At 56.2% G+C, this 20,263-nt stretch carries 18 protein-coding genes; 12 read left to right on the forward strand and 6 right to left on the reverse strand.

Annotated elements, in window-relative coordinates; genetic code table 11:
* Positions 1-77 precede the first annotated feature (77 nt).
* From BLV47_RS27680 to BLV47_RS27685, 3 genes are all read left to right on the forward strand, one after another.
* Positions 78-1,283: a tyrosine-type recombinase/integrase gene (locus BLV47_RS27680; protein WP_092319504.1), complete on the forward strand. Its 1,206-nt coding sequence runs from the start codon at positions 78-80 to the stop codon at positions 1,281-1,283.
* Entirely contained in the window at positions 1,276-2,025 is a 750-nt protein-coding gene (locus BLV47_RS35775) for a hypothetical protein (RefSeq protein WP_143038317.1), read from the forward strand. The genes BLV47_RS27680 and BLV47_RS35775 overlap by 8 nt, the downstream gene beginning before the upstream one ends.
* Before the next feature lie 118 nt (positions 2,026-2,143).
* Positions 2,144-2,353 (forward strand): helix-turn-helix transcriptional regulator, encoded by a 210-nt coding sequence (locus BLV47_RS27685; RefSeq protein WP_092319506.1) that lies wholly within the window; start codon positions 2,144-2,146, stop codon positions 2,351-2,353.
* Positions 2,354-2,685: 332 nt separating this feature from the next.
* On the opposite strand, the gene istB (BLV47_RS27690) is transcribed toward BLV47_RS27685, so the two are convergent.
* Positions 2,686-3,435 carry an IS21-like element IS1474 family helper ATPase IstB gene (gene istB, locus BLV47_RS27690; protein WP_062838242.1) on the reverse strand — a complete coding sequence of 250 codons (750 nt, stop codon included), beginning with the start codon at positions 3,433-3,435 and terminating at the stop codon, positions 2,686-2,688.
* Positions 3,323-5,008, reverse strand: coding sequence for an IS21 family transposase (gene istA, locus BLV47_RS27695; RefSeq protein ID WP_062838241.1), 1,686 nt, complete (start codon positions 5,006-5,008; stop codon positions 3,323-3,325). Before istA (BLV47_RS27695) ends, istB (BLV47_RS27690) begins: the two co-directional genes overlap by 113 nt.
* Positions 5,009-5,241: 233 nt before the next feature.
* On the opposite strand from istA (BLV47_RS27695), the gene trfA reads away from it, so the two are divergent.
* On the forward strand, positions 5,242-5,886 hold the full coding sequence (gene trfA, locus BLV47_RS27700; protein WP_092319508.1) for a plasmid replication initiator TrfA: 645 nt from the start codon (positions 5,242-5,244) through the stop codon (positions 5,884-5,886).
* Positions 5,887-6,152: 266 nt separating this feature from the next.
* Complete coding sequence (locus BLV47_RS27705) at positions 6,153-6,662, forward strand: hypothetical protein (protein ID WP_092319510.1); 510 nt, start codon at positions 6,153-6,155, stop codon at positions 6,660-6,662.
* On the opposite strand, the gene BLV47_RS27710 is transcribed toward BLV47_RS27705, so the two are convergent.
* The 3 genes from BLV47_RS27710 to BLV47_RS27720 are packed head-to-tail and all read right to left on the reverse strand — an operon-like array spanning position 6,657 to position 8,291.
* Positions 6,657-7,094: a hypothetical protein gene (locus BLV47_RS27710; protein WP_143038318.1), complete on the reverse strand. Its 438-nt coding sequence runs from the start codon at positions 7,092-7,094 to the stop codon at positions 6,657-6,659. The two genes, BLV47_RS27705 and BLV47_RS27710, sit on opposite strands and share 6 nt — an antisense overlap.
* A 35-nt stretch (positions 7,095-7,129) precedes the next feature.
* Positions 7,130-8,056, reverse strand: a complete 927-nt coding sequence (locus BLV47_RS27715; RefSeq protein WP_167365717.1) for a site-specific integrase — start codon at positions 8,054-8,056, stop codon at positions 7,130-7,132.
* On the reverse strand, positions 8,049-8,291 hold the full coding sequence (locus BLV47_RS27720; protein ID WP_092319514.1) for a hypothetical protein: 243 nt from the start codon (positions 8,289-8,291) through the stop codon (positions 8,049-8,051). Before BLV47_RS27720 ends, BLV47_RS27715 begins: the two co-directional genes overlap by 8 nt.
* A gap of 859 nt (positions 8,292-9,150) precedes the next feature.
* On the opposite strand from BLV47_RS27720, the gene istA (BLV47_RS27725) reads away from it, so the two are divergent.
* The 6 genes from istA (BLV47_RS27725) (at position 9,151) to BLV47_RS27755 (ending at position 15,173) form a co-directional block, all read left to right on the forward strand.
* The gene (istA, locus tag BLV47_RS27725; protein WP_062838241.1) at positions 9,151-10,836 is read left to right on the forward strand and encodes an IS21 family transposase; all 1,686 of its coding nucleotides are present in this window, start codon (positions 9,151-9,153) and stop codon (positions 10,834-10,836) included.
* Positions 10,724-11,473 carry an IS21-like element IS1474 family helper ATPase IstB gene (gene istB / locus BLV47_RS27730; protein WP_062838242.1) on the forward strand — a complete coding sequence of 250 codons (750 nt, stop codon included), beginning with the start codon at positions 10,724-10,726 and terminating at the stop codon, positions 11,471-11,473. Before istA (BLV47_RS27725) ends, istB (BLV47_RS27730) begins: the two co-directional genes overlap by 113 nt.
* Before the next feature lie 96 nt (positions 11,474-11,569).
* Positions 11,570-11,893, forward strand: coding sequence for a hypothetical protein (locus BLV47_RS27735; protein ID WP_143038319.1), 324 nt, complete (start codon positions 11,570-11,572; stop codon positions 11,891-11,893).
* Complete coding sequence (locus tag BLV47_RS27740) at positions 11,893-13,752, forward strand: hypothetical protein (RefSeq protein ID WP_092319518.1); 1,860 nt, start codon at positions 11,893-11,895, stop codon at positions 13,750-13,752. The genes BLV47_RS27735 and BLV47_RS27740 overlap by 1 nt, the downstream gene beginning before the upstream one ends.
* A 639-nt stretch (positions 13,753-14,391) precedes the next feature.
* The gene (locus BLV47_RS27750; protein WP_092319522.1) at positions 14,392-14,613 is read left to right on the forward strand and encodes a hypothetical protein; all 222 of its coding nucleotides are present in this window, start codon (positions 14,392-14,394) and stop codon (positions 14,611-14,613) included.
* 38 nt (positions 14,614-14,651) lie between these two features.
* Entirely contained in the window at positions 14,652-15,173 is a 522-nt protein-coding gene (locus tag BLV47_RS27755) for a hypothetical protein (RefSeq protein WP_244168959.1), read from the forward strand.
* Positions 15,174-15,332: 159 nt separating this feature from the next.
* Here BLV47_RS27755 and BLV47_RS27760 read toward each other — a convergent pair whose 3' ends face one another.
* Positions 15,333-19,436: a HigA family addiction module antitoxin gene (locus BLV47_RS27760; RefSeq protein WP_092319526.1), complete on the reverse strand. Its 4,104-nt coding sequence runs from the start codon at positions 19,434-19,436 to the stop codon at positions 15,333-15,335.
* A 482-nt stretch (positions 19,437-19,918) separates the two neighbouring features.
* Here BLV47_RS27760 and BLV47_RS27765 point away from each other — a divergent pair, with 482 nt between their 5' ends.
* Positions 19,919-20,239 (forward strand): hypothetical protein, encoded by a 321-nt coding sequence (locus tag BLV47_RS27765; protein ID WP_208605318.1) that lies wholly within the window; start codon positions 19,919-19,921, stop codon positions 20,237-20,239.
* Positions 20,240-20,263: the final 24 nt, after the last annotated feature.

A 20,263-nucleotide genomic window follows, 5' to 3' on the forward strand; every position in this document is an offset into this window, starting at 1 on the left:
AGTTTCATCCAAGCGCTTGTCTTATGAGTACCTATCCGAGTACCTTGTATTAGTTCAATAATCTATGGGTACTCAGCATGCCTTTGACGGCTTTGCAGGTTAAGAATGCTGCACCACGCGAGAGGGACTATGGCCTTGCGGATGGTGGTGGTCTTTTCCTCTGGATTCGCGCGGCAGGCGGCAAGTCCTGGCGCTTTCGCTTCCGTCTGGATGGCAAGCAATCTCACATTTCCCTTGGCACAGTCGACAAGGTAACCCTCGCACAGGCGCGGCAGCTTGCTTCCGAGTCTCGCCAGCTTGTGGCGCAGGGGCGGCATCCTGGGCTTGAACGGAAGGTTGCGCGAGCGCAGGCGGCAATCTCTCGTGCCAACACGTTCAAAAGCCTTGCGCTGGAGTGGCATCAACACAAATCGCAGCGCTGGTCGGTAGGTTATGCCAATGATGTGATGGAAGCGTTCGAGCTGGACATCTTCCCCCTGCTGGGAAGTCTCCCCCTAACCGACATAAAGCCTATGCAGTGGCTACAGGTTTTTCGTCGCATAGAGTCGCGGGGTGCTCTGGAGAAGCTGCGCAAGGTCAGACAACGCTGCCAGGAGGTCTATCGTTTCGCGATCGCCACTGGCCGTGCTGAGTACAACCCTATCTCTGATATTGGTGGAGCACTTCAGACGCCTACCTCTCGGCACTATCCCTTCCTGCCTATTGCAGAGCTTCCGGAACTGATACGCAGTTTTCAGGCGTGTCCAGGGCACGACGTGGTGAAAATCGCTACTCGCCTGCTGATCCTGACGGGGGTGCGCACAGCTGAACTGAGGGGAGCGCTTTGGTCGGAGTTTGACCTCAAGGACGCTCTCTGGCAGATCCCAGCTTCACGTATGAAAATGCGTCGCGCACATTTGGTCCCTCTTTCAAGGCAGGCGGTGGCTGCATTGAATGAGCTGGAAGGTATTACAGGTGGCTACACGCTCGCTTTTCCTGGCCGCAACGATCCGGCCAAGCCGATGAGTGAGGCCGCTATCAACCAGCTGCTTAAGCGTTCTGGATATGATGGCCGGGCTACGGGCCATGGATTCCGTCACACGATGTCCACCACTCTACATGAGCAGGGGTATCGTAGTGAGTGGGTCGAGACCCAGCTTGCGCACGTTGATAAGAATAGTATTCGCGGCACTTATAACCATGCCCAGTATCTTGAGGGGCGCCGGAAGATGCTTCAGTGGTATGCGGAGCATTTAGAAGCCTTATCGCGTCCGAGAGCAATGGAGGGTAAGTCGCATGAGTGATGATGCCGTTCGCCTATCCGAATTGGTTCCGGAATACTCTCATTACTATAAGGTCACGCCCAAAGAAGCTGCATATGCCCTGCATGAACTGATTGATGATCTATATTTAGAGTATGGTGAAAGGCGTGGAAATAGGCTTTCTATTAATGAGGTTCTCTGGGTGGGTAGGTCTGAGTCCCCAGGGAGAACATCCAGGAAGTATAACTTTCACTTTCAGTTGGTGAATCAGTATTTTGAGGGTTTTTTTGCTTCGGAATCCGAGGCGACCCCTGTTTGCATCAGCTGCTATTCTGAGTCTGATCAGAGGTTTAAAGATATTCCTGTGAGCCTGGTGTGGATGTCCCGGCGCAAGTTCTCAGAGTGGGCTTTGGAGGCAGGAATTGATCCGCCAGAATCTATATCCAAGGCAAGTGTAGCTAGAAAATCTTTAGCTGAGGCAACTGATAGCACCCTAAAAACCTTGGAACTGGAAAGTATTAGGAAGATAATGGTTGGCCTAGTTAGGCTGATTAAAGAGGTTGACAGAGCCCACAGCGAGCAGCCAATTAATTATGATGAAAAGAGGCGCTCGGATAGGATTAAGCTTCGTGCTTCCAGGCTTAACAATCCACCACGAAAGAACTCGGATCTGTATAGAGAACTAATAGAATTTGCAGAAGATGCTGGATTTGAATTGGTCAAGGATCGCCAGACCCTTAGAAGATATATGCACGGCGAATCCAAAACCAGTAGCGGGGAATAAGCTTTCTTAGTAATGATTTTGGGATTCTCCCTGAAAACTCGGGGATTCCCATGCTTCTTCGTTCGATGTGCCATTGAATACCTAGCCATCTAACCCGGTCCCAAGGAGACCCGTCCCGATGGCTAGTCAACCTATCTCACCTCTATTGCTCCGCTTGCCTGGTGTCTGTGCTTTGGTAGGGCTTAGCAAATCTCAGATCTATCGCCTGATCCGGGCTGGAGAGTTTCCTGCTGGTATTTCCCTTGGCGCGAACTCTGTAGCTTGGCCCACCGAGCAGGTGCGTGCCTGGGTGGCCGCGAAGATCAGCGCATCCACTCCTCAACAATGACCGAAAATATGTCAGTTCCTAGCCGGTTGGCCCAGCTAAAGGAAAACTGGAAACGGTCTATCGCGAAGCCTAAAGAGGGTAAGGCCGAAGACGAGGACGAGGTTGTTACACTGCCGAACTGGCCCGAATCGGTACGTCGTGTTCCCAACATCGCTCTTCGCTCAGCACTCTTTGGCGCAATCGGAAAGGGGGGGCGGCCATATGTTGAACAAGTCGAAATTAACTCCTTGGGTGGTATCTGCGGATTTCGGTGAACGTGACCGAGCGTTTCGCTAATACGTGACCGGTGCTTCCACCCCGGTTGCGCGGGTTCTGGATTGTAATCGCATCGGTCACGATGCGGCTTGTTCCTCGGCTTTTTTTCGGCGCAGCGACTCGCCTTTCATCGTCAGTCGGTAGGCGTTGTGCACCAGGCGGTCGAGGATGGCATCGGCCAGGGTCGGGTCGTTGATCCAGCCGTGCCAGTGCTCGATGGGCAGTTGGCTCGTCAGGATGGTGGAGCGGCTGCCAGCGCGGTCGTCGATCACCTCCAGCAGGTCATGCCGGGCTCCTTCCTCCAGCGGGGCTAGCGCCCAGTCGTCCAGCACCAGGACGTCGACCTTTGCCAGCTGTTGCAGGGTACGGCCGAAGCTGCCGTCGCCATGAGCGATGCGCAGTTGTTCCAGCAGGCGCGGGGTGCGCAGGTACAGGGTGCTATAGCCCTGGCGGCAGGCCTGGTTGCCCAGGGCGCAGGCCAGCCAGGTTTTGCCGGCACCGGTCGGGCCGGTCAGCAGCAGGTTGTGCTGCTGGCGGATCCAGTCGCCACTGGCCAGGGTGGCGATCAGACGCTCGTCCAGGGCGCGTCCGGTGCGGCGGTCGAGATCTTCCAGGCAGGCGTTGGCGTACTTGAGCTTGGCCTTCTTGCGCAGCCGTACCAGGCGCTGGTTGTCACGCCAGGCCAGTTCGCGGTCGAGCAGTAGGCCGAGGCGTTCATCGAAGCTCAGGCTGTGGCTGGCCGGCAGCGTCCATTGCTCTTCCAGGGCGCGGGCCATGCCGTCCAGGCGTAGCTGGTGCAGTTGATTCAGGGTGTGTTGCGGCATCATCGAACAGCTCCTGTTGCGGGGGTTGGTAGTAGTCGGCGCCACGGACGTTCTCGTGGTCGCCGGGTAAGGTCGTTTCGGCGGCACGCTGGGGCAGCGGCTGTTGATCCAGGCCTTGCTGGAGCAGGTTGCGCACGCTGCGCCCGGTGAAGGCGCGCAGGTGTACGGCACGTTCGGCAGCGGCTTCCAGGCGTGCATTGCCATAGCGCCGGGCCAGCGAGAGCAGGCCGAGGCAGGCGCGGTAGCCCATCTCCGGGTGCGGCTTGTGGGTCAGTTGGTGATCGATCAGTTGGCGCGTGTAGGGGCCGATCCGCGCGCCCCAGTCGAGCAGGCGTTGTGGCGTCCATTCGCGATGCGCCTGGTGCGCCGCGGGCATGTGCTCGCGCTGGGTACTGTAAGCGCCGCGTCGCCCCAGCAGCAGGTGGCTGGCCACCCGCCGGTTGCCATGCAGCACTTCCAGGGTGTGTGCCGTCAGTCGCACGTCCACGTTCTGCCGGGCCAGGGCGGAGGGCACGCTGTAGAAGCTGCCATTGACCTCGATGTGGTAGTCGATGCTGACCTTGCAGCGCTTGAAGGTGGCGACCTCGTAGGGATGCACCGGCAGCGCTCGCAAGGCCGGGCGATCCAGGCGCTCGAACCAGTCGCGCCGGCAGCCATCGAGCCGCTTGAACGGGCGCCGATTCAGATCCTCCAGCAGCTCGGCGATGGCCTGGTTAAGCGCATGCAGGCTGAAGAACTGCCGATGGCGCAGCCGCGCCATGATCCAGCGCTCGACCACCTGCACCGCCACCTCGGCCTTGGCCTTGTCCTGAGGCTTGCGTGGCCGTGCCGGCAGGATCACCGTCTGGTAATGACGCGCGCACTCCAGCGTGGCCCGGTTCAGGCCCGGCTCGTAGCGATCCGGCTGGGCGACCAGGGCGCGCGGATTGTCCGGCACAACCATTTCCGGCACGCCGCCAAAGTAGGTCAGAGCCTGGCCCAGCGAGGTCAGCCAGTCCACCTGGGTTTCGCCTGGCGTCGCGCAGGCATAGGTGTAATTCGAGGCGCCCAGGGCGGCGACGAAGATGTGCGCCCGGCGCACTTCGCCGGTGGCCGGGTCGACCACCGGCAGCGTCGGCCCGGCATAGTCGATGAATAGCTTCTCGCCCGCACGGTGCAGCTGACGCATCGAACGTTTGAGCGTCTGGGCGTAGCGCCGGTAGTGCTCGACGAACTGGGTGTAGCGGTAGGTCGGCTGGCCCGCATGCGCGGCGAGATATTCCTCCCACAGCAGCTGCAAGGTCACGCCCTTGCGTCGCAACTCGCGGTGGATGCTCAGCACATCGGGCAGCACTCGCTCACCGCGCGGCTTGTTCGTCGACGTCGGTGCAAACAAGGCGGCCGCCAGCGCGGCCTCGTCCATGGCCACCAGCGCCGGCCAGTCCAGCCCGGCCACCCGCGCCGCCGCGATGTACTTGCTAACCACGCCCTTGGACAGCTGCAAGGCACGGGCAATCTTCTCGTGGGACAAGCCGGCCTCAAACTTGAGGCGCAGACATTCTTTGATGTTTCGCATGGCTACTCGCGGCGCCGCCATCTTCCTCTCCCGAAATCGGTCGAGGATGGCGGCGCATCAGGTCATGCGCAACGAAGGGGAAGGCTTTCGCTAAGTCGTGACCGGCGATTTCGGTAAGCCGTGACCACCTGTTTCGGAACAGGCGGAAAATCGGTCACGTTGCTACCGAAATGAGCGGTCACGCGTTAGCGAAATGACCGGTCACGATCAACCGAAACGGCCGGTCACGGTGCTCCGAAATCCGCAGTATCAGTATTTATTATACAGGTGTGCTACTTGATCAAGGTGATCTGGATGTTTGGGAAACGGTGTTGCACCTAGCGAGAATGCAAGAGTTGGGTTCGGAGTGCAGGGTGACAGCGTATAGACTTCTGAAAGTTCTGGGTAAAACAGATACGGGGAAAAATAGAAAAATTTTAGATAAGCATATTAGTAGGCTTAAGGCTACCGCCTTGCAGATTAAAGTGGGAAGGTTTTCATATGAGGGGAGTTTTATAAATGAGGTATATCGTGCCCAGGATGAACGGAGCGAACGTATATACGTCATTCGGTTGAATCCTAAACTTCATGTGCTGTTTAATGGGGATCAGTACACCAATGTGAACTGGTCTATTCGCCAAGCGCTACATGGAAAGCCACTTGCTCAATGGGTGCACGGTTTTTATTCGACGCATGCTAGGTCCTATGATTACAAGGTTGAGACTTTACATCAGCTATGCGGGAGTCGTGCGAGCTCTTTATCTGACTTCAAAAAAGATTTGCGGCGGTCTCTTGAAGCTGTAGTGCGTGCGAGCACCGCAGAAGGACAGCCGTTTAGTTATCTTTTGGAAGGGAATCTAGTGAAAGTTAAAACTAGCCCAAGCGCTTCTCAGCTGCGTCATTTGGCCAAAAAGCGCTAATGTTAATACCGTTCCAGCCCCCCTATTTTGCCGTTCCAGCGCCCCTGAACTTACCGTTCCAGCACCCTAGGCTACCGTTCTAAGACCCCGACAATACCGTTCCAGCACCCATGATGTACCGTTCTAGCACTCCTTGAGTTTGACTGTGAAATAGCCCTCAAGCCCAATAAGAATCAGTGGTGCAGCGATTTTTACGGTGTGCACTAATCTGTTATTAATCAATTCTAATCACTTCCATTTCGGCTAAGCCCGTGAGGTTCTCAAGGATGGATCACGAACCATTGCCTAGTACTTGGGTTATTGAGGAAGCGCGAACGTTTATCAGAGCTGCTCAGATCCTGGAGCAAAGGGCTATTGATGACCACGATCTGAATCTGTTCTGGCCAGCTGTGATGAATTCGGCGCTTGCTTGTGAGCTGCTCCTGAAATCGTGCTTGGTGGAGGCTGATCCCTGCTATCCGAGGACTGAACATGACCCTGAGGGGCATTTGCGGTTGGGTGTGAGGATACCTGGGAATGGTCACGGCTTGATCGATCTGTACCACGCCATTTCGCCCAAACTAGCCAATCAACTACGCGAAATTTCAGAGCGTCTGGCACCGGACTTCCCCCTGGAAAAATGGATCAGGGCATCCTCGAAGTTATTCGTTGGAACTCGATATCCGTACGAAGCTAACTCCGTCCAAAGTGTAGATCTGGAGGTGCTGAAGCTTGCTCCGCACCTGGATCGGGTGTTGGAGGAAATGACGCGATGGGCCCATGACCAGGGCCTATGAGAGGGCATAAAAAGCGCGAGAGTGCTCGGCTTTGAGGGCATGCCTAACGGCAGAAGCTGTTTCATCGCTACCAGACGCCCAGGAATCCATCAGCGCAGAGACTCGGTCGAGCCGGTCCTGTATCAATCGGACGTGTTCTTGGTCTCTGTAGGCAGCTTTCAATGCCACGTCGCGGTCTTGGTCAGAAATGGCAAGAATGTCCCTCAGGCTTTCGATTTCTTGATTGTGCCGCTTTGTAATTTCAGAAACATGGTCGAGGTGCCGGTGCTCGATGTCTTTGAGTTCGTCGCTGTGTTTCTGGAGCAGAGCTTTCTGCCGCTCGACACTGGCATCAAGGATGGCTTTGATTCGTGCTCTAGATTTTTTGCTTTCCAAGAGCAACACTGCCAAGACACCAATCACGATCACTGATGTGCCGATCACGAAGAGCAAGCTGCTGCTGATCCAGGTAGGGTCGATGTTTATTCTCAACGCAGATAGACCTCTGTAATTTCTGGCCGGAAGTGGCCCATTTCCTGTGAAACCACCGCCAGAGCCTGTTTTCGCGTTAAGTGGCGTTGCAATGTCGCCATGCGCTCCTGGGCGTAGGTATGCCGCAGTCCATGTGCGCCGTTCGACCAGCCGAGCGCTCCTTTGGAAGCTGCACTAACACTTTTGCTCCACGGCTGACCGCCGCCAATCCCGTAAAACTGTTGGTAGTTGATTCCTCGATCTTTAACGATTCGTGGCTCTGCCAACCGTGTTCTTTCCAGCCGTTGGGCTAGGGGAATCGGAATACGTACTTCGCGGATTAGCCCACCCTTGCCGTGGACGGTGTAGCTGATAGTCATCTCGCGAATTCCTGAAAACTTCATTCCGTGCGCCGGACGTTGATCCGGCACGCGTTGGTGCGTTCTGCGAAGGCCGAGTAACTCATGAGCACGAAGGCCGGCGGCGTGCGCAATCTCTGTCGCCAGTGCGTTATGCGGAGCTTGGCGAGCTGCAATCAATGTCATTTGCTCGCGGTTGTATGCTCTTGCCTGATCAGCAAGCCTGCGACCCAAAGTGGGATGGTTTGTCGTTCCCATGCGACTTGTCGCGGTGCTCCTGATTACCTCCAGGGTTTGTCCTGGCGGTAGCTGATGAGTGACATGCTGCATCATGGCTTGGAGGGCTTGGCGCTCCATGTCCAAGGTTTTCTGGCCAACGAACGTTGCACGTTGCTGGAGGTATTCAAGAGCACGGGCAGGTGTCACTTCACGGAGGCTGCCTAGTCGATGCTCTTGAAGGTAAGTGGTAATGCGCACCAAACATTGCTCATAGTTGCGAACGGTGCCGACTGAGCGGATGTGGGTGCCTTGGAGGCTTTTCATCACGGACGCGGCTTGTTTCGCAGGCTTGGCAAACTTAGCCACTCAGGCGATTCCGATGTAGCCATCGGTGCACTGTTGAGCGTTGGATCTTGATGCCTTTCTCTGCTATCCAGCGTTGCAGTTCGCTGCCATTGCAACCTGCTGAATCAAGCTGCAACAGCTCGCACTTGTAGTTATCCAGCAATGAGCGACGTTGGGCATAGGTTCGGGGTTTTCTCCGAATCCTAGATTCGGCCTTGAGGCGTGCAGTAATGCTATGCGCATCGAATTCGCTCATGGGATTCTCTCTATCAGATGTAAGAACTCCTGACCGTTACCGATTCAGCGACACACCATCCGTAGATGGTTCGTTGTGTGCCTGTTCGCCCCCCTTTGCATCAGATGCAGGCGGGGACTGTTCACGCCTACTCGGAGTCTCCGAGTGAGTTCCTGAATGTCCGCTCAGGTTCGGTTGCCATTGGGTCTGGCTGACCATGCTGGGTTGTCTTCTCTCCTTAAGTGATTGGTCGTTGATGGTCCCGACACATAGTCGGCGTTAGGGAGGGCACACGCGCGATGACGCAGGTGTGGCCGATGGGCTACTGCCCGCGATGACGCAGGCCGAGCCCCCTGCCACTGTCCCAACCCATGAATCACACGGGTAACGAGACTGCCGGGCAGTGCGGTTTGGTTCCTGATCAGCTTACGAAAATGGGGATGGGCAGACAACGCAATGTCGCTGCGTTGTATTTGTTGCGTCAAATCGGAATGGTCGAGTGTGCCCGCTATGTAGAGCGCCATCTAGGCGCGTTACATAGCGGGCGCATAGGTGCTGAAAAGTGAGACGGTAGTAACTGTATCGAGTTGAGTGGAGACGCAAGAAGGGTGGCGATAGGCTGGAAGTCGTTCAGCTTAACTTGCGGAGAAATGTGTGCGGATTTCGGAGCACCGTGACCGGCCGTTTCGGTTGATCGTGACCGGTCATTTCGCTAACGCGTGACCGCTCATTTCGGTAGCAACGTGACCGATTTTCCGCCTGTTCCGAAACAGGTGGTCACGGCTTACCGAAATCGCCGGTCACGACTTAGCGAAAGCCTTCCCCTTCGTTGCGCATGACCTGATGCGCCGCCATCCTCGACCGATTTCGGGAGAGGAAGATGGCGGCGCCGCGAGTAGCCATGCGAAACATCAAAGAATGTCTGCGCCTCAAGTTTGAGGCCGGCTTGTCCCACGAGAAGATTGCCCGTGCCTTGCAGCTGTCCAAGGGCGTGGTTAGCAAGTACATCGCGGCGGCGCGGGTGGCCGGGCTGGACTGGCCGGCGCTGGTGGCCATGGACGAGGCCGCGCTGGCGGCCGCCTTGTTTGCACCGACGTCGACGAACAAGCCGCGCGGTGAGCGAGTGCTGCCCGATGTGCTGAGCATCCACCGCGAGTTGCGACGCAAGGGCGTGACCTTGCAGCTGCTGTGGGAGGAATATCTCGCCGCGCATGCGGGCCAGCCGACCTACCGCTACACCCAGTTCGTCGAGCACTACCGGCGCTACGCCCAGACGCTCAAACGTTCGATGCGTCAGCTGCACCGTGCGGGCGAGAAGCTATTCATCGACTATGCCGGGCCGACGCTGCCGGTGGTCGACCCGGCCACCGGCGAAGTGCGCCGGGCGCACATCTTCGTCGCCGCCCTGGGCGCCTCGAATTACACCTATGCCTGCGCGACGCCAGGCGAAACCCAGGTGGACTGGCTGACCTCGCTGGGCCAGGCTCTGACCTACTTTGGCGGCGTGCCGGAAATGGTTGTGCCGGACAATCCGCGCGCCCTGGTCGCCCAGCCGGATCGCTACGAGCCGGGCCTGAACCGGGCCACGCTGGAGTGCGCGCGTCATTACCAGACGGTGATCCTGCCGGCACGGCCACGCAAGCCTCAGGACAAGGCCAAGGCCGAGGTGGCGGTGCAGGTGGTCGAGCGCTGGATCATGGCGCGGCTGCGCCATCGGCAGTTCTTCAGCCTGCATGCGCTTAACCAGGCCATCGCCGAGCTGCTGGAGGATCTGAATCGGCGCCCGTTCAAGCGGCTCGATGGCTGCCGGCGCGACTGGTTCGAGCGCCTGGATCGCCCGGCCTTGCGAGCGCTGCCGGTGCATCCCTACGAGGTCGCCACCTTCAAGCGCTGCAAGGTCAGCATCGACTACCACATCGAGGTCAATGGCAGCTTCTACAGCGTGCCCTCCGCCCTGGCCCGGCAGAACGTGGACGTGCGACTGACGGCACACACCCTGGAAGTGCTGCATGGCAACCGGCGGGTGGCCAGCCACCTGCTGCTGGGGCGACGCGGCGCTTACAGTACCCAGCGCGAGCACATGCCCGCGGCGCACCAGGCGCATCGCGAATGGACGCCACAACGCCTGCTCGACTGGGGCGCGCGGATCGGCCCCTACACGCGCCAACTGATCGATCACCAACTGACCCACAAGCCGCACCCGGAGATGGGCTACCGCGCCTGCCTCGGCCTGCTCTCGCTGGCCCGGCGCTATGGCAATGCACGCCTGGAAGCCGCTGCCGAACGTGCCGTACACCTGCGCGCCTTCACCGGGCGCAGCGTGCGCAACCTGCTCCAGCAAGGCCTGGATCAACAGCCGCTGCCCCAGCGTGCCGCCGAAACGACCTTACCCGGCGACCACGAGAACGTCCGTGGCGCCGACTACTACCAACCCCCGCAACAGGAGCTGTTCGATGATGCCGCAACACACCCTGAATCAACTGCACCAGCTACGCCTGGACGGCATGGCCCGCGCCCTGGAAGAGCAATGGACGCTGCCGGCCAGCCACAGCCTGAGCTTCGATGAACGCCTCGGCCTACTGCTCGACCGCGAACTGGCCTGGCGTGACAACCAGCGCCTGGTACGGCTGCGCAAGAAGGCCAAGCTCAAGTACGCCAACGCCTGCCTGGAAGATCTCGACCGCCGCACCGGACGCGCCCTGGACGAGCGTCTGATCGCCACCCTGGCCAGTGGCGACTGGATCCGCCAGCAGCACAACCTGCTGCTGACCGGCCCGACCGGTGCCGGCAAAACCTGGCTGGCCTGCGCCCTGGGCAACCAGGCCTGCCGCCAGGGCTATAGCACCCTGTACCTGCGCACCCCGCGCCTGCTGGAACAACTGCGCATCGCTCATGGCGACGGCAGCTTCGGCCGTACCCTGCAACAGCTGGCAAAGGTCGACGTCCTGGTGCTGGACGACTGGGCGCTAGCCCCGCTGGAGGAAGGAGCCCGGCATGACCTGCTGGAGGTGATCGACGACCGCGCTGGCAGCCGCTCCACCATCCTGACGAGCCAACTGCCCATCGAGCACTGGCACGGCTGGATCAACGACCCGACCCTGGCCGATGCCATCCTCGACCGCCTGGTGCACAACGCCTACCGACTGACGATGAAAGGCGAGTCGCTGCGCCGAAAAAAAGCCGAGGAACAAGCCGCATCGTGACCGATGCGATTACAATCCAGAACCCGCGCAACCGGGGTGGAAGCACCGGTCACGTATTAGCGAAACGCTCGGTCACGTTCACCGAAATCCGCAAATGTGAGCATGAAACTGAGGGATTTTCTGGATTCAACGCACCTGCGGATGCCTTTTGCCACTAAGTGGGTAGGCCGGACGGGCATTGTCCTTGGGCCAATCCTTGGCCTGCTGCACCTGCTCGCTGCAGCAGTTATGCGGCCATATGGTCAGCATGTGGTGGAGCAGTACGATGCCGTTCAAAGCATGGGCAATTTGTTAGCTGCACCTGCAACCCAGTATTTCATCCTGTTCGGTTTTTCACTGTGTCTGCTCTGGTTTGGTTTGTGGGCTGCCAGGATTGGTTTGGCCATTCGTAGCTGGATAATTCGGCGGCGGGCAGTGTAATGGGTGTCGCGTCGGCTGAGGATTTTGCCGGGTTCAACTGGGTATTCGGTCTATGGGAAAACGTCGCGTTGACGATCATGACCGCTACCGAACCACTGTTCGTTGCGCTCAATGAGACGACTACTGAACTGATAGTGGTCGTGGGGTTTGGCTGGCTACTGCTGGTTATCCTGCGTTTAGGTGAAGGTGCAGGCCGTACGTTTTTTGCCGGTATCCTAATTTTCCTGCTTTTGGCGTACGGGATGAGACCGGCTACCGTGACGCTTCCTAGTGGTGCGTCAGTGCGGATGGTCGAGGTCCAAGCGGTTCCGCTTAAAATTGTCATGGCGATACACGTGATGTACCGGCAGGCATTTGACCAGGTTTTGAGCGACCAGACTGTGGCCGGCACAATCGTCCCTGCGCAGGCGGCAATCGACAATATGGTTGGGCGCTCAGCGGATGTGTTTGCGGGTAGCGATCTCGCCCGGCTGATCAGGGATTACAACGCCAGTTGTGCCCCAGCACCAGCTGAGCTGGCAGGGCCTGAGCATGCAGCCAAAGTGGAGGCGTTGCATGCCATTGGCCTATTGGGCGGCGGCGGGCTTGGTATTCCGGATAAAGAAGTTGGCCTCATTGCGCAGGCGCGTACCGGCCTTGGAGGTGCATGGACATACGTTTTTGGCTCCGCTGAAGAAAATGGCGGTTGGGGAGCCTACTTGCTGGGAGGAGGAGCTGCTCGTACAGGCTTGGAGCATGTGCTCGATCAGAGAGCTATCCAATCACGCCGAGAAGCGGGTACACGAGCTTTAGAATCGGCAGGCCCCTTCATGGGGAGCAGCTATGCGTTGCCAACTCAGGCACATTGGGCTGCAAGGCTTGCAGGTCAAGATGATGCGACGCCGTCCTATTTGCCAATCAGCAAAATGCCTAATCAGAAATCGACAATCGTCGGGGATGATCAGGGAATCATGTTTCGGCCATCCAGCTGTGTAGAGGCGTACCAGATCGCGCAGATGGGAGCAGAGCAGGCCTACCAAGCGCTGCGCGACTCAGGTCAGGTCATTGCGGGTGGGCAGCGAGTCAGCGCAGAGGTCGGAGCGGTCAGTACCGCCGTGGCGTGGCAACGATTCATGGCTCGTTCTCTAGAGAGAACGACGGGCATGTCGGCTGGGGGCACCGAGGTCGCCGGTGGAATCTTGGCCGCTGCGCAGATGTTCAAAAACTTCAGTAGCTGGCTGGATCTGCAAACGCTGTTGCCGGGATATGTCATCATATCGGCTTGGTTGTTCTGGATTGTCTTGATCCTTGCCCCGCTTTTCCTGCTGCTCGCGCCGCTGCGGGGCGCTACGATACTCGTTAATTGGCTATCTCTGCTCCTTCTTCCGGTCATCGCGGTTATGACAGCCCAGATGATCACCGTCGCGATCTCACAAACTATGGCTGCTGTAGCCGTAGCGCAGGCGGGAGCTGCAAGTGGATGGACTGGAGTAGGGGCTGATTACGATGGTCTTCGTGGATTGATGTCAGCCGTAGCTGCCGTATCGCTTGGCCTTTCCACTTGGATCACTTCGAGTATGCTAGGTGTTTCGCTGGGAGGCCTAGCGGGCAGCCTTTCAGGCGCCGTGGCTACAGCTAGCGATGCGGGTCGCTTCGCTATGAAAGCGGTTGGCGTCGCCATGTTGGGGGCTAGACTGGTCGGGATAGGTGCTGCGGCTTCATCACGAGGTGGGGGTGGTTCGAGTCCTCAGAACGGTGCTGGAGTGTCTCCATCGGTCCCACGGCCTCCCAATCCGGTGGGGCCTAGCTCAATTCCACCACCTCGGCCAAGTAGTCAAGGTGCGGGGCGGTCGCTAAACCCCCCGAAACCTAACAAGTAGAGTTTGGGCAGGAGGGGCGGCGTTGACCGCCCTGGTGCAGATGATGACGCCACGTTCAGTGGGGCGCGTCTGCACAAGCCCCCCATTTCGCAGGAGCTCTCGTGCTGCTGCATGTCTCCGACAGAAATCTCAAGTTTCGTCCCGCCCCGGTATTAGGCTGCACCGCTTCACCATCGGCACGCCAGTGAGTCACATCTAGGCTGCCCGTCAATGATCCCCTCGAAACTTAGCGCTACCATCGACATGTATTCATGCCAACTAATGGCGCCACTGCCGCACCAGTGACATGCCGTTAGGATTCATCTTCATACCCTGTGACATCTTGTTATCTCCCTGGCGCACCTCGCGGCCTCTCAAGAAATCGTTACGGCATCCTCAAATCCCATTGGGGGAACTCAGCATTTTTTCTAGAGCGCAATGACACACCCTGAGATGGAGGTAACTTCAGCTTCAAATGAGGCTGGAGGTCGGTATGAAGCAGTTTTGGGTCACAGTTGTGTGTGCTGGCTCCGGTTTTTGGCTAGGGGCTTACCGTTTGGTTCCCCTATGGTTGATCGTCGTTCTGGCGGTACTAGGCGCGGGGCTGTGGGGAGTGGTCGAGTGGATTGAGCGCCGAGAAGCGAATGGCGAGGGCAAACCATGATGCGAGCCGATCTGCAGGAGCTTTTGGTGCTCTCTGTGATGTTCCCCACCTGGTCGTGGAGGCAGACGGCGGCGCGTCGGGTCATCGTGGCCACGGAGGGCTCCGTCATCCGCCTGTACTGGATGCCGGCGCTTTTATGTCTGGACGAATTACGCTGCCAACTGTTTGTGCAGCAGCTCAATGCTGTGGGCGTATGCCGTAGCTTTGGCGAGAGGTAAATGGAACAATGGCACATTGTCATCAAGGAGCGTGCTGGGTGAAGAAATGGAAGTTAGCGTTACTGGCTATGGTATCTGTGTCTGTAGCTGGATGTTGGCAGGGCGACTATGCATTCGAGGGAAAGTATTTCGCCGCAGAAGGTGAGGACTGCACAACGCCATCCAGCGCCACGGACCGAGAGCAATACTTTTTGGAGATAACCAAGCAGGTACACAACGGCACTGCACTTTACTCGGCTAAATTTCCAATCGCGGCGCGGGCAGGAGCCCCGATTGTCGCCGCTCAAAGCGTCTCGGCAACAGACGATGATGAGCTTACCTTCAACTTCACCAAGCCAGAGGTGTCGGGAACGTTTTCAGGTAGCCCGGCAGTCGATATTGTCATCACCGTCATTCCGAACAAGAGTAAGGATGGTCATCTTTGGCTCAAAAAGGCAGAGCTCACAAGCGTGAGGAATGGAAAGGTCAGCGAAGCTGATCTTCTTAAAAACTTACGGCAAGCTATTCAAATAGGAAGGGTGGGAGCTTGTCTAAAAAAATCTACGGCATCAGCTTTATGATCGGTGACTCTCGCTACCTTGGGCAGTAAAGCTTTATCTTTGATGACGCGTCAGAAACCTGCTAAAGCGGCGCCGACTTTCTAAACCTTCAAAGGCTCAGCTGGCTGGTAGTCGGCCGCCGCGAATAGCGGGCAATGGATATGGGCGAGTTAGGCGCGCTTAATGTCTGAGGCGTCGCCGAATGCCTGCCTCCGTATCCTGCCGCTCCGCCTCATGTTCGTAGGTCTCCACCATTGATGTTAAAAGTGATGAAGATACGAACGGATGGGAAAAGTTTAGAGCCTCGGCCCATCTGTGATACTTCGCAGCTAGCTCTCTCTCCTGGCCTCCTCCCTCGCCACGCCAATGTGCGCCTCGGGAGTTGTAGAGCCCGGTATGAGCTCCTTGCGAAATCTCTTCGGAACCCAGCTCCTCCATGACATCGCGAACAACTTCATTTGGCCACACCCCATCCTTCCCCACAGGGGCATGCGATAGAAGCTTACCAAGGCAAATATCGGCTATTTCACTTCGGTCGAGTTCGAAGCATCTTTGGCGGACTGTCGCTATCCATTCAGATAGCTTTTCACGGGCGAGTTCCTCTATGGCTTCATCCTCGCCAGGTATCCGCTCCAAGGCTGTAAGCAAGCGATATCCTTGTTTAGCCAAGCGCTGCCTTCCTTCTTCGGTGCTTGACTCTGAAGGATCACTCCCAGGAGTACTGCGCTTGTACGTCCAAGTTATAGCCTGGACGAATATTTCAGGATGGTCCTCGACATAGCGTTCTAGATTAGGAATTTGATGTCCATCACCACCTCGAAGCGAGGAAGCCAATACATCAATAAACATAAACTCAAGACCGGCTTTTTCCTCAATTGGCACATCGGGGTTTCGATCTAAGAGTTTAAAGGCTTGTTGGACCTCATAGCTTTGAAGCTGGTATTCACCGCCTTTATCGTTGCTTTCTTTTGAGATCCCGGAAAGCATCTTAACCAGTAGCTCTGGACGTACTTCATCAAGCTTGAAGTGAACTGAGGAGAAAGCTGCGCGAGGTCTTCCCGCACTAAGAAGATTCATGATGCCTTCGTTGTTCTGGTCTGGCGCATCAAGCACAAACTCCGGAACTACATCGCGCCAGTAACGACCCTGAGCATTAGATGAGAGTTGATCTAAGAGAGACCAAGTTTCTCTGCAATAACGTGAAAGAAGTAACATCTGCAGGGCGTCATTTTCAGAAATCTCATTGAGTAAATTCATGAAAAGAGTGGTGTGCTGTTCTTGATCAAGTCCCCTCAAAACGCCACTTGCGATGGAGTAATAGCTAGGGTTTTCATTCCCCTTGCCTATGCACTGTAGTACTAGTTCCCCAATCTGCTCAGCCTGCAAGATTCCGCGCGTTAGATACCAGCCGATTTGCCGGTGAGAATTGCCCTTAGCAGCAAGATCAAAAACTCCATTTAAACCATTAGTGGAGACAATCTCGCTCAAGGCTTCAAGGCGAAGTTTTTCGATGCGACGTTCGCGAGCCTCAAAATCAAGCTCCTCGCTAGAGAGTTCATCTGCTGACTCATCTACCCAGCCCTGCCTGAACAGCCATTCGTGCTTATTGACGACGTCAGTTGGCTCCATCGAGGCGTAAACATCCTTCGCGATTTTTGTAAGCATTGCCTGAGCAACTTCGTCACGAGCGGTCTTCCGTCTGCGTCTTGACAGCACCGTCACGCGGATTTTTTCACGTACGCGGGCGATATCGGCATCTGTAGCTCCAGCTATTCGCCATTCGCCAATTAGTTTCCAGACCTTCTCTTGGTCCTCGACCGATAGCGCGTGAAGCCTCGCGATGAGGTCACAGATCATGTCTACTGTGTAGGACGGCCTGCTCAGCGCTATATTGACCATTTCGCGGACAAAATTATTGATAGGCTCCCAGGTGCTGAATGGCTCACCGAAGCCATATCCATCTGGCCTCCATTTGGGTTTGTGGGTGTAGTCTCCAACCCGACTACCGAAATCACCGAACTGCTGGAGGCAGATTTCCCAGCCTACTGAAGGGTGTTTCTCCATCAGCATATGCATGGCCTTCAACCGCAAGGCGTGATCAGCTGCTGTCTGCGGCATCCATGCTCTAAATATCGACCCCAGCGAACTGATTGGCTTATTCCCCCAATTATCATGAATTTTGATCTCGGCGAGCCGCCCTAAAATTTTGACTGCTCTAGGAAAGGTTGCAGGATTCCAAGCCAGCCCCTCAAGCGCCCAAAGAAGACCTGTGCGTTTAGGTGATGCAAAGGGGTCTGGTGCGACAGGGTGTAGCAAGTCCATTGTGCAGGGCATATCTGATCTGAGGTCGCGCTCTATAATGCTCAAGAATTCCTTGGGGGCCGCTTCTGCATAGAGTGGGAGATCGCGATCATTCGCTTCTAATTTACGGGTTTCAAGCGGCTCAAGAAGTTCCGACACCAGTCTGGCGGCCGCTACTTCCCCATCAAAACCGAGGCGTTGCCCAAATAGGTGCTTTCCATTCACAGCGAGCAAAACTAAGGTTTCAGAAATGCCGTTGCGCAGAGCTGAGGAGAACTCTCGTTTCTTTCCATGAATTGCCGCCGCCCAGCGATCTTTCTCTGGGAGGTCAAGGGCAGGGTCGTCTTCACCTAAAACGATTTTCGCGATTTCGAAAAAGTGATTGAGGTCACCAAGGGTTACCGACCCGGAAATCGCAAATAGTGAGTCAATTTTTGAAATGACGCCGCGATAGTTTCCTAAGGACCACATGGGTGAATCGTTAAGCAGAAGTAGTTCCTGCACGCGTCTTTCCAGTGCGTCAAAGGAGAGGTCATTCGCTAGCAGTGATAGAGCTGTATGGTCTGCATCATTGCGCGTATCCCAAGTTCCTAAGAGCACGAGCGGGACGAGGTCAGAGGCGGTCTGATGATTGACTGCCCAAGTAGGAGTCTTTATCGCTGGGATTGTAGAAAGTACCCGTCGCAGCACAGTCAACGAGCGGCCAGAAGCGTTGGTGAATCTATTGATGTCGTCGCGTCCTTTGTTCATCGCCTCAAGAGCTTTGTTGAAGGCCTCATAACCTAATGGCTCTAGGATGATATTCGGGTTAGCATTCGCAGCGTTGCGCGGGTACACCACGATAGTACGCAGGGACCCACTATAAGGCCCGAATTCCCGCTCGACGTTTCGAGTATGGGCAACGGCAATGAAATTAGTCGTGCTCTGTGCAAGATGTGGTAGCACTCCACATTCGTCAAAAACAAGTACTTGGTCTTTGTGAGTGTGGAACTCCGGCTCGCTGAACATCTGGCTCAAGAATGCAATTGCCTCTTCAACCGAGTCGGCCGTTATAATGAGTGGCTCTGAGTCGCACTTCGAAAGAAATGATTTTATACGGCTGCGCCAGACATCAATCGGGGTGCTGAAGAGTGACGGGTGAAGGGGGGGGGTTGCGACATTGGCCCAATCGGTCCAACACTTCTCGAGAGTGCGAACGCCTTTCGAGGGGCGTTCAGTTTGATTGGCAAACCATGTTTGTGCCGCAATCGATGTTTCCATCCATTGCTCTAAGTCGCTGACGTCGTAGGCTCGGACGTCCTTCCAAAGCCCCTTTGCCTGCATGGCAGTAACCCATGCTGTCTTTCCAGGCCATCGCCGCGGTGTGACAAACACAAATGTTGTATTTTCTCGATCCGCTTTCTCAATCGCCTTTACGCTCTTCGAAAAATCGCCGTCAGCTTTTCCTTTGATGTCAACATTGACCCCGAACTCCCACCCTGACACTCCTTCAGGAATCCAAGGCGTACCTGAAGAGGCTTTGATGAAGCCATCCCATCCTGGGCGTTCCGCATCATCATTACCGGGGAAGTCAACCTTCTCCAAGTTATCGCCAGTCGAATTGACAAGCGTGCGAAGCAGAACCGAAAGCTGTGTGCGGGCCGCGATTGTTTTTGAAAACCAATCGCTTATGTCATTGCCCGTAATACTGAGAAAAGGTGCTACATAGGCGCGCGCGCTCGCAGTTGCAGCACCTGTCTTCGCGGCGTGTGAGTCAAAAGAATTCTGTAGGTTAAGGATATCTGTGGCTGGTACACCAAAAACTCGCTCCAACCGGGCGGCCATATCAGGTGTCGCTGACACCTTCGCGTTGAGGAAGTTTGACACTCCGGGACGGCTGATGCCGATGAGTTTGGCTGCTTCGGTCACCGTCAGCTTTCGAGGTTTGAGGATATTATCTCGGACCCAGTGACCCGGGTGCGGGGAGGTATCTTTCTTTTCCATGGCCTGGCTCCGACATTTGTAAAGTGTAAGGTTACACCTTACGATTATCGCTGGCGGTTAAGCAAGACCTGTCTGTATCAATTGCGCGCAGGGGAAAAGCAGCTGAGTACCTAAACGAGTACCCTTTCGTCGTCTTAAACAGAGGTATCTACTAAAATTAAAGGGTTTTGGTGGGTAGGTTTCGTTCCTGTCTCCGCACCAGAATCGAGTTTGGAGTGGTTGTCGAATACGGACCCTCCAGCAACGCCCGTCTAGCGCTGAATGAGCGCCCTCGAAAGATACTTCTCCGAGAAACGCCGGCAGGCAGGTTTAACCTGTATTGAGTTCGTGGTTAGTGTCCATGAGTCATTATTGATAGTTGTCAGGGTTTGCTCTGCAAGTTTCAGGAGCAGCTGTTCTATTCAGTTGGGCGGTGCTGTGGTTTTTTTGTTGAGTGAGCGATGTTGCCCATAATGGCGCCCGGTAATGGCGGAGTATTCAGCGTGAAGAAGTGGAAGTTGGCGTTAATCGGTGCAGTGTCGCTGGTCCTGGCAGCCTGTGAGAAAGCCCCTTCGTATGAGTTTGAGGGGCAGTATTTTGTAACTGAGGGTGAAGAATGCACGACCCCAGAAAACACGAAAGATCGTGAACAATATTATTTGGAGATAACCAAAGAAGTTCGGGGTGGAAGCGTATCGTTCTCGGCCAACTTTCCAACGGCTTCGAAAACTGGATTGCCTGTTGTCAGTGCGCAAAGCGCCTCACCCGATGATGATAACCAGCTGACTTTTAATTTTTATGCGCCTAACCCGGATTTCTCATGAGGCCGGCAGGCGTGGCCGGTGAAG

Origin of the sequence: Pseudomonas saponiphila (genome assembly GCF_900105185.1) — a bacterium.
In the GTDB taxonomy this organism is placed as follows: Bacteria; Pseudomonadota; Gammaproteobacteria; order Pseudomonadales; family Pseudomonadaceae; genus Aquipseudomonas; species Aquipseudomonas saponiphila.

What these genes read in the sequence shown, in the direction of transcription:
- BLV47_RS27740 (WP_092319518.1), top strand. Translation starts at nt 11,893, where the DNA reads ATGGGTGTCGCGTCGGCTGAGGATTTTGCCGGGTTCAACTGGGTATTC.
- BLV47_RS27685 (WP_092319506.1), top strand. Translation starts at nt 2,144, where the DNA reads ATGGCTAGTCAACCTATCTCACCTCTATTGCTCCGCTTGCCTGGTGTC.
- BLV47_RS27760 (WP_092319526.1), bottom strand. Translation starts at nt 19,436, where the DNA reads ATGGAAAAGAAAGATACCTCCCCGCACCCGGGTCACTGGGTCCGAGAT.
- istA (WP_062838241.1), top strand. Translation starts at nt 9,151, where the DNA reads ATGGCGGCGCCGCGAGTAGCCATGCGAAACATCAAAGAATGTCTGCGC.
- BLV47_RS35775 (WP_143038317.1), top strand. Translation starts at nt 1,276, where the DNA reads ATGAGTGATGATGCCGTTCGCCTATCCGAATTGGTTCCGGAATACTCT.
- istA (WP_062838241.1), bottom strand. Translation starts at nt 5,008, where the DNA reads ATGGCGGCGCCGCGAGTAGCCATGCGAAACATCAAAGAATGTCTGCGC.
- BLV47_RS27705 (WP_092319510.1), top strand. Translation starts at nt 6,153, where the DNA reads ATGGATCACGAACCATTGCCTAGTACTTGGGTTATTGAGGAAGCGCGA.
- BLV47_RS27720 (WP_092319514.1), bottom strand. Translation starts at nt 8,291, where the DNA reads ATGAGCGAATTCGATGCGCATAGCATTACTGCACGCCTCAAGGCCGAA.
- BLV47_RS27750 (WP_092319522.1), top strand. Translation starts at nt 14,392, where the DNA reads ATGATGCGAGCCGATCTGCAGGAGCTTTTGGTGCTCTCTGTGATGTTC.
- istB (WP_062838242.1), top strand. Translation starts at nt 10,724, where the DNA reads ATGATGCCGCAACACACCCTGAATCAACTGCACCAGCTACGCCTGGAC.
- istB (WP_062838242.1), bottom strand. Translation starts at nt 3,435, where the DNA reads ATGATGCCGCAACACACCCTGAATCAACTGCACCAGCTACGCCTGGAC.
- BLV47_RS27680 (WP_092319504.1), top strand. Translation starts at nt 78, where the DNA reads ATGCCTTTGACGGCTTTGCAGGTTAAGAATGCTGCACCACGCGAGAGG.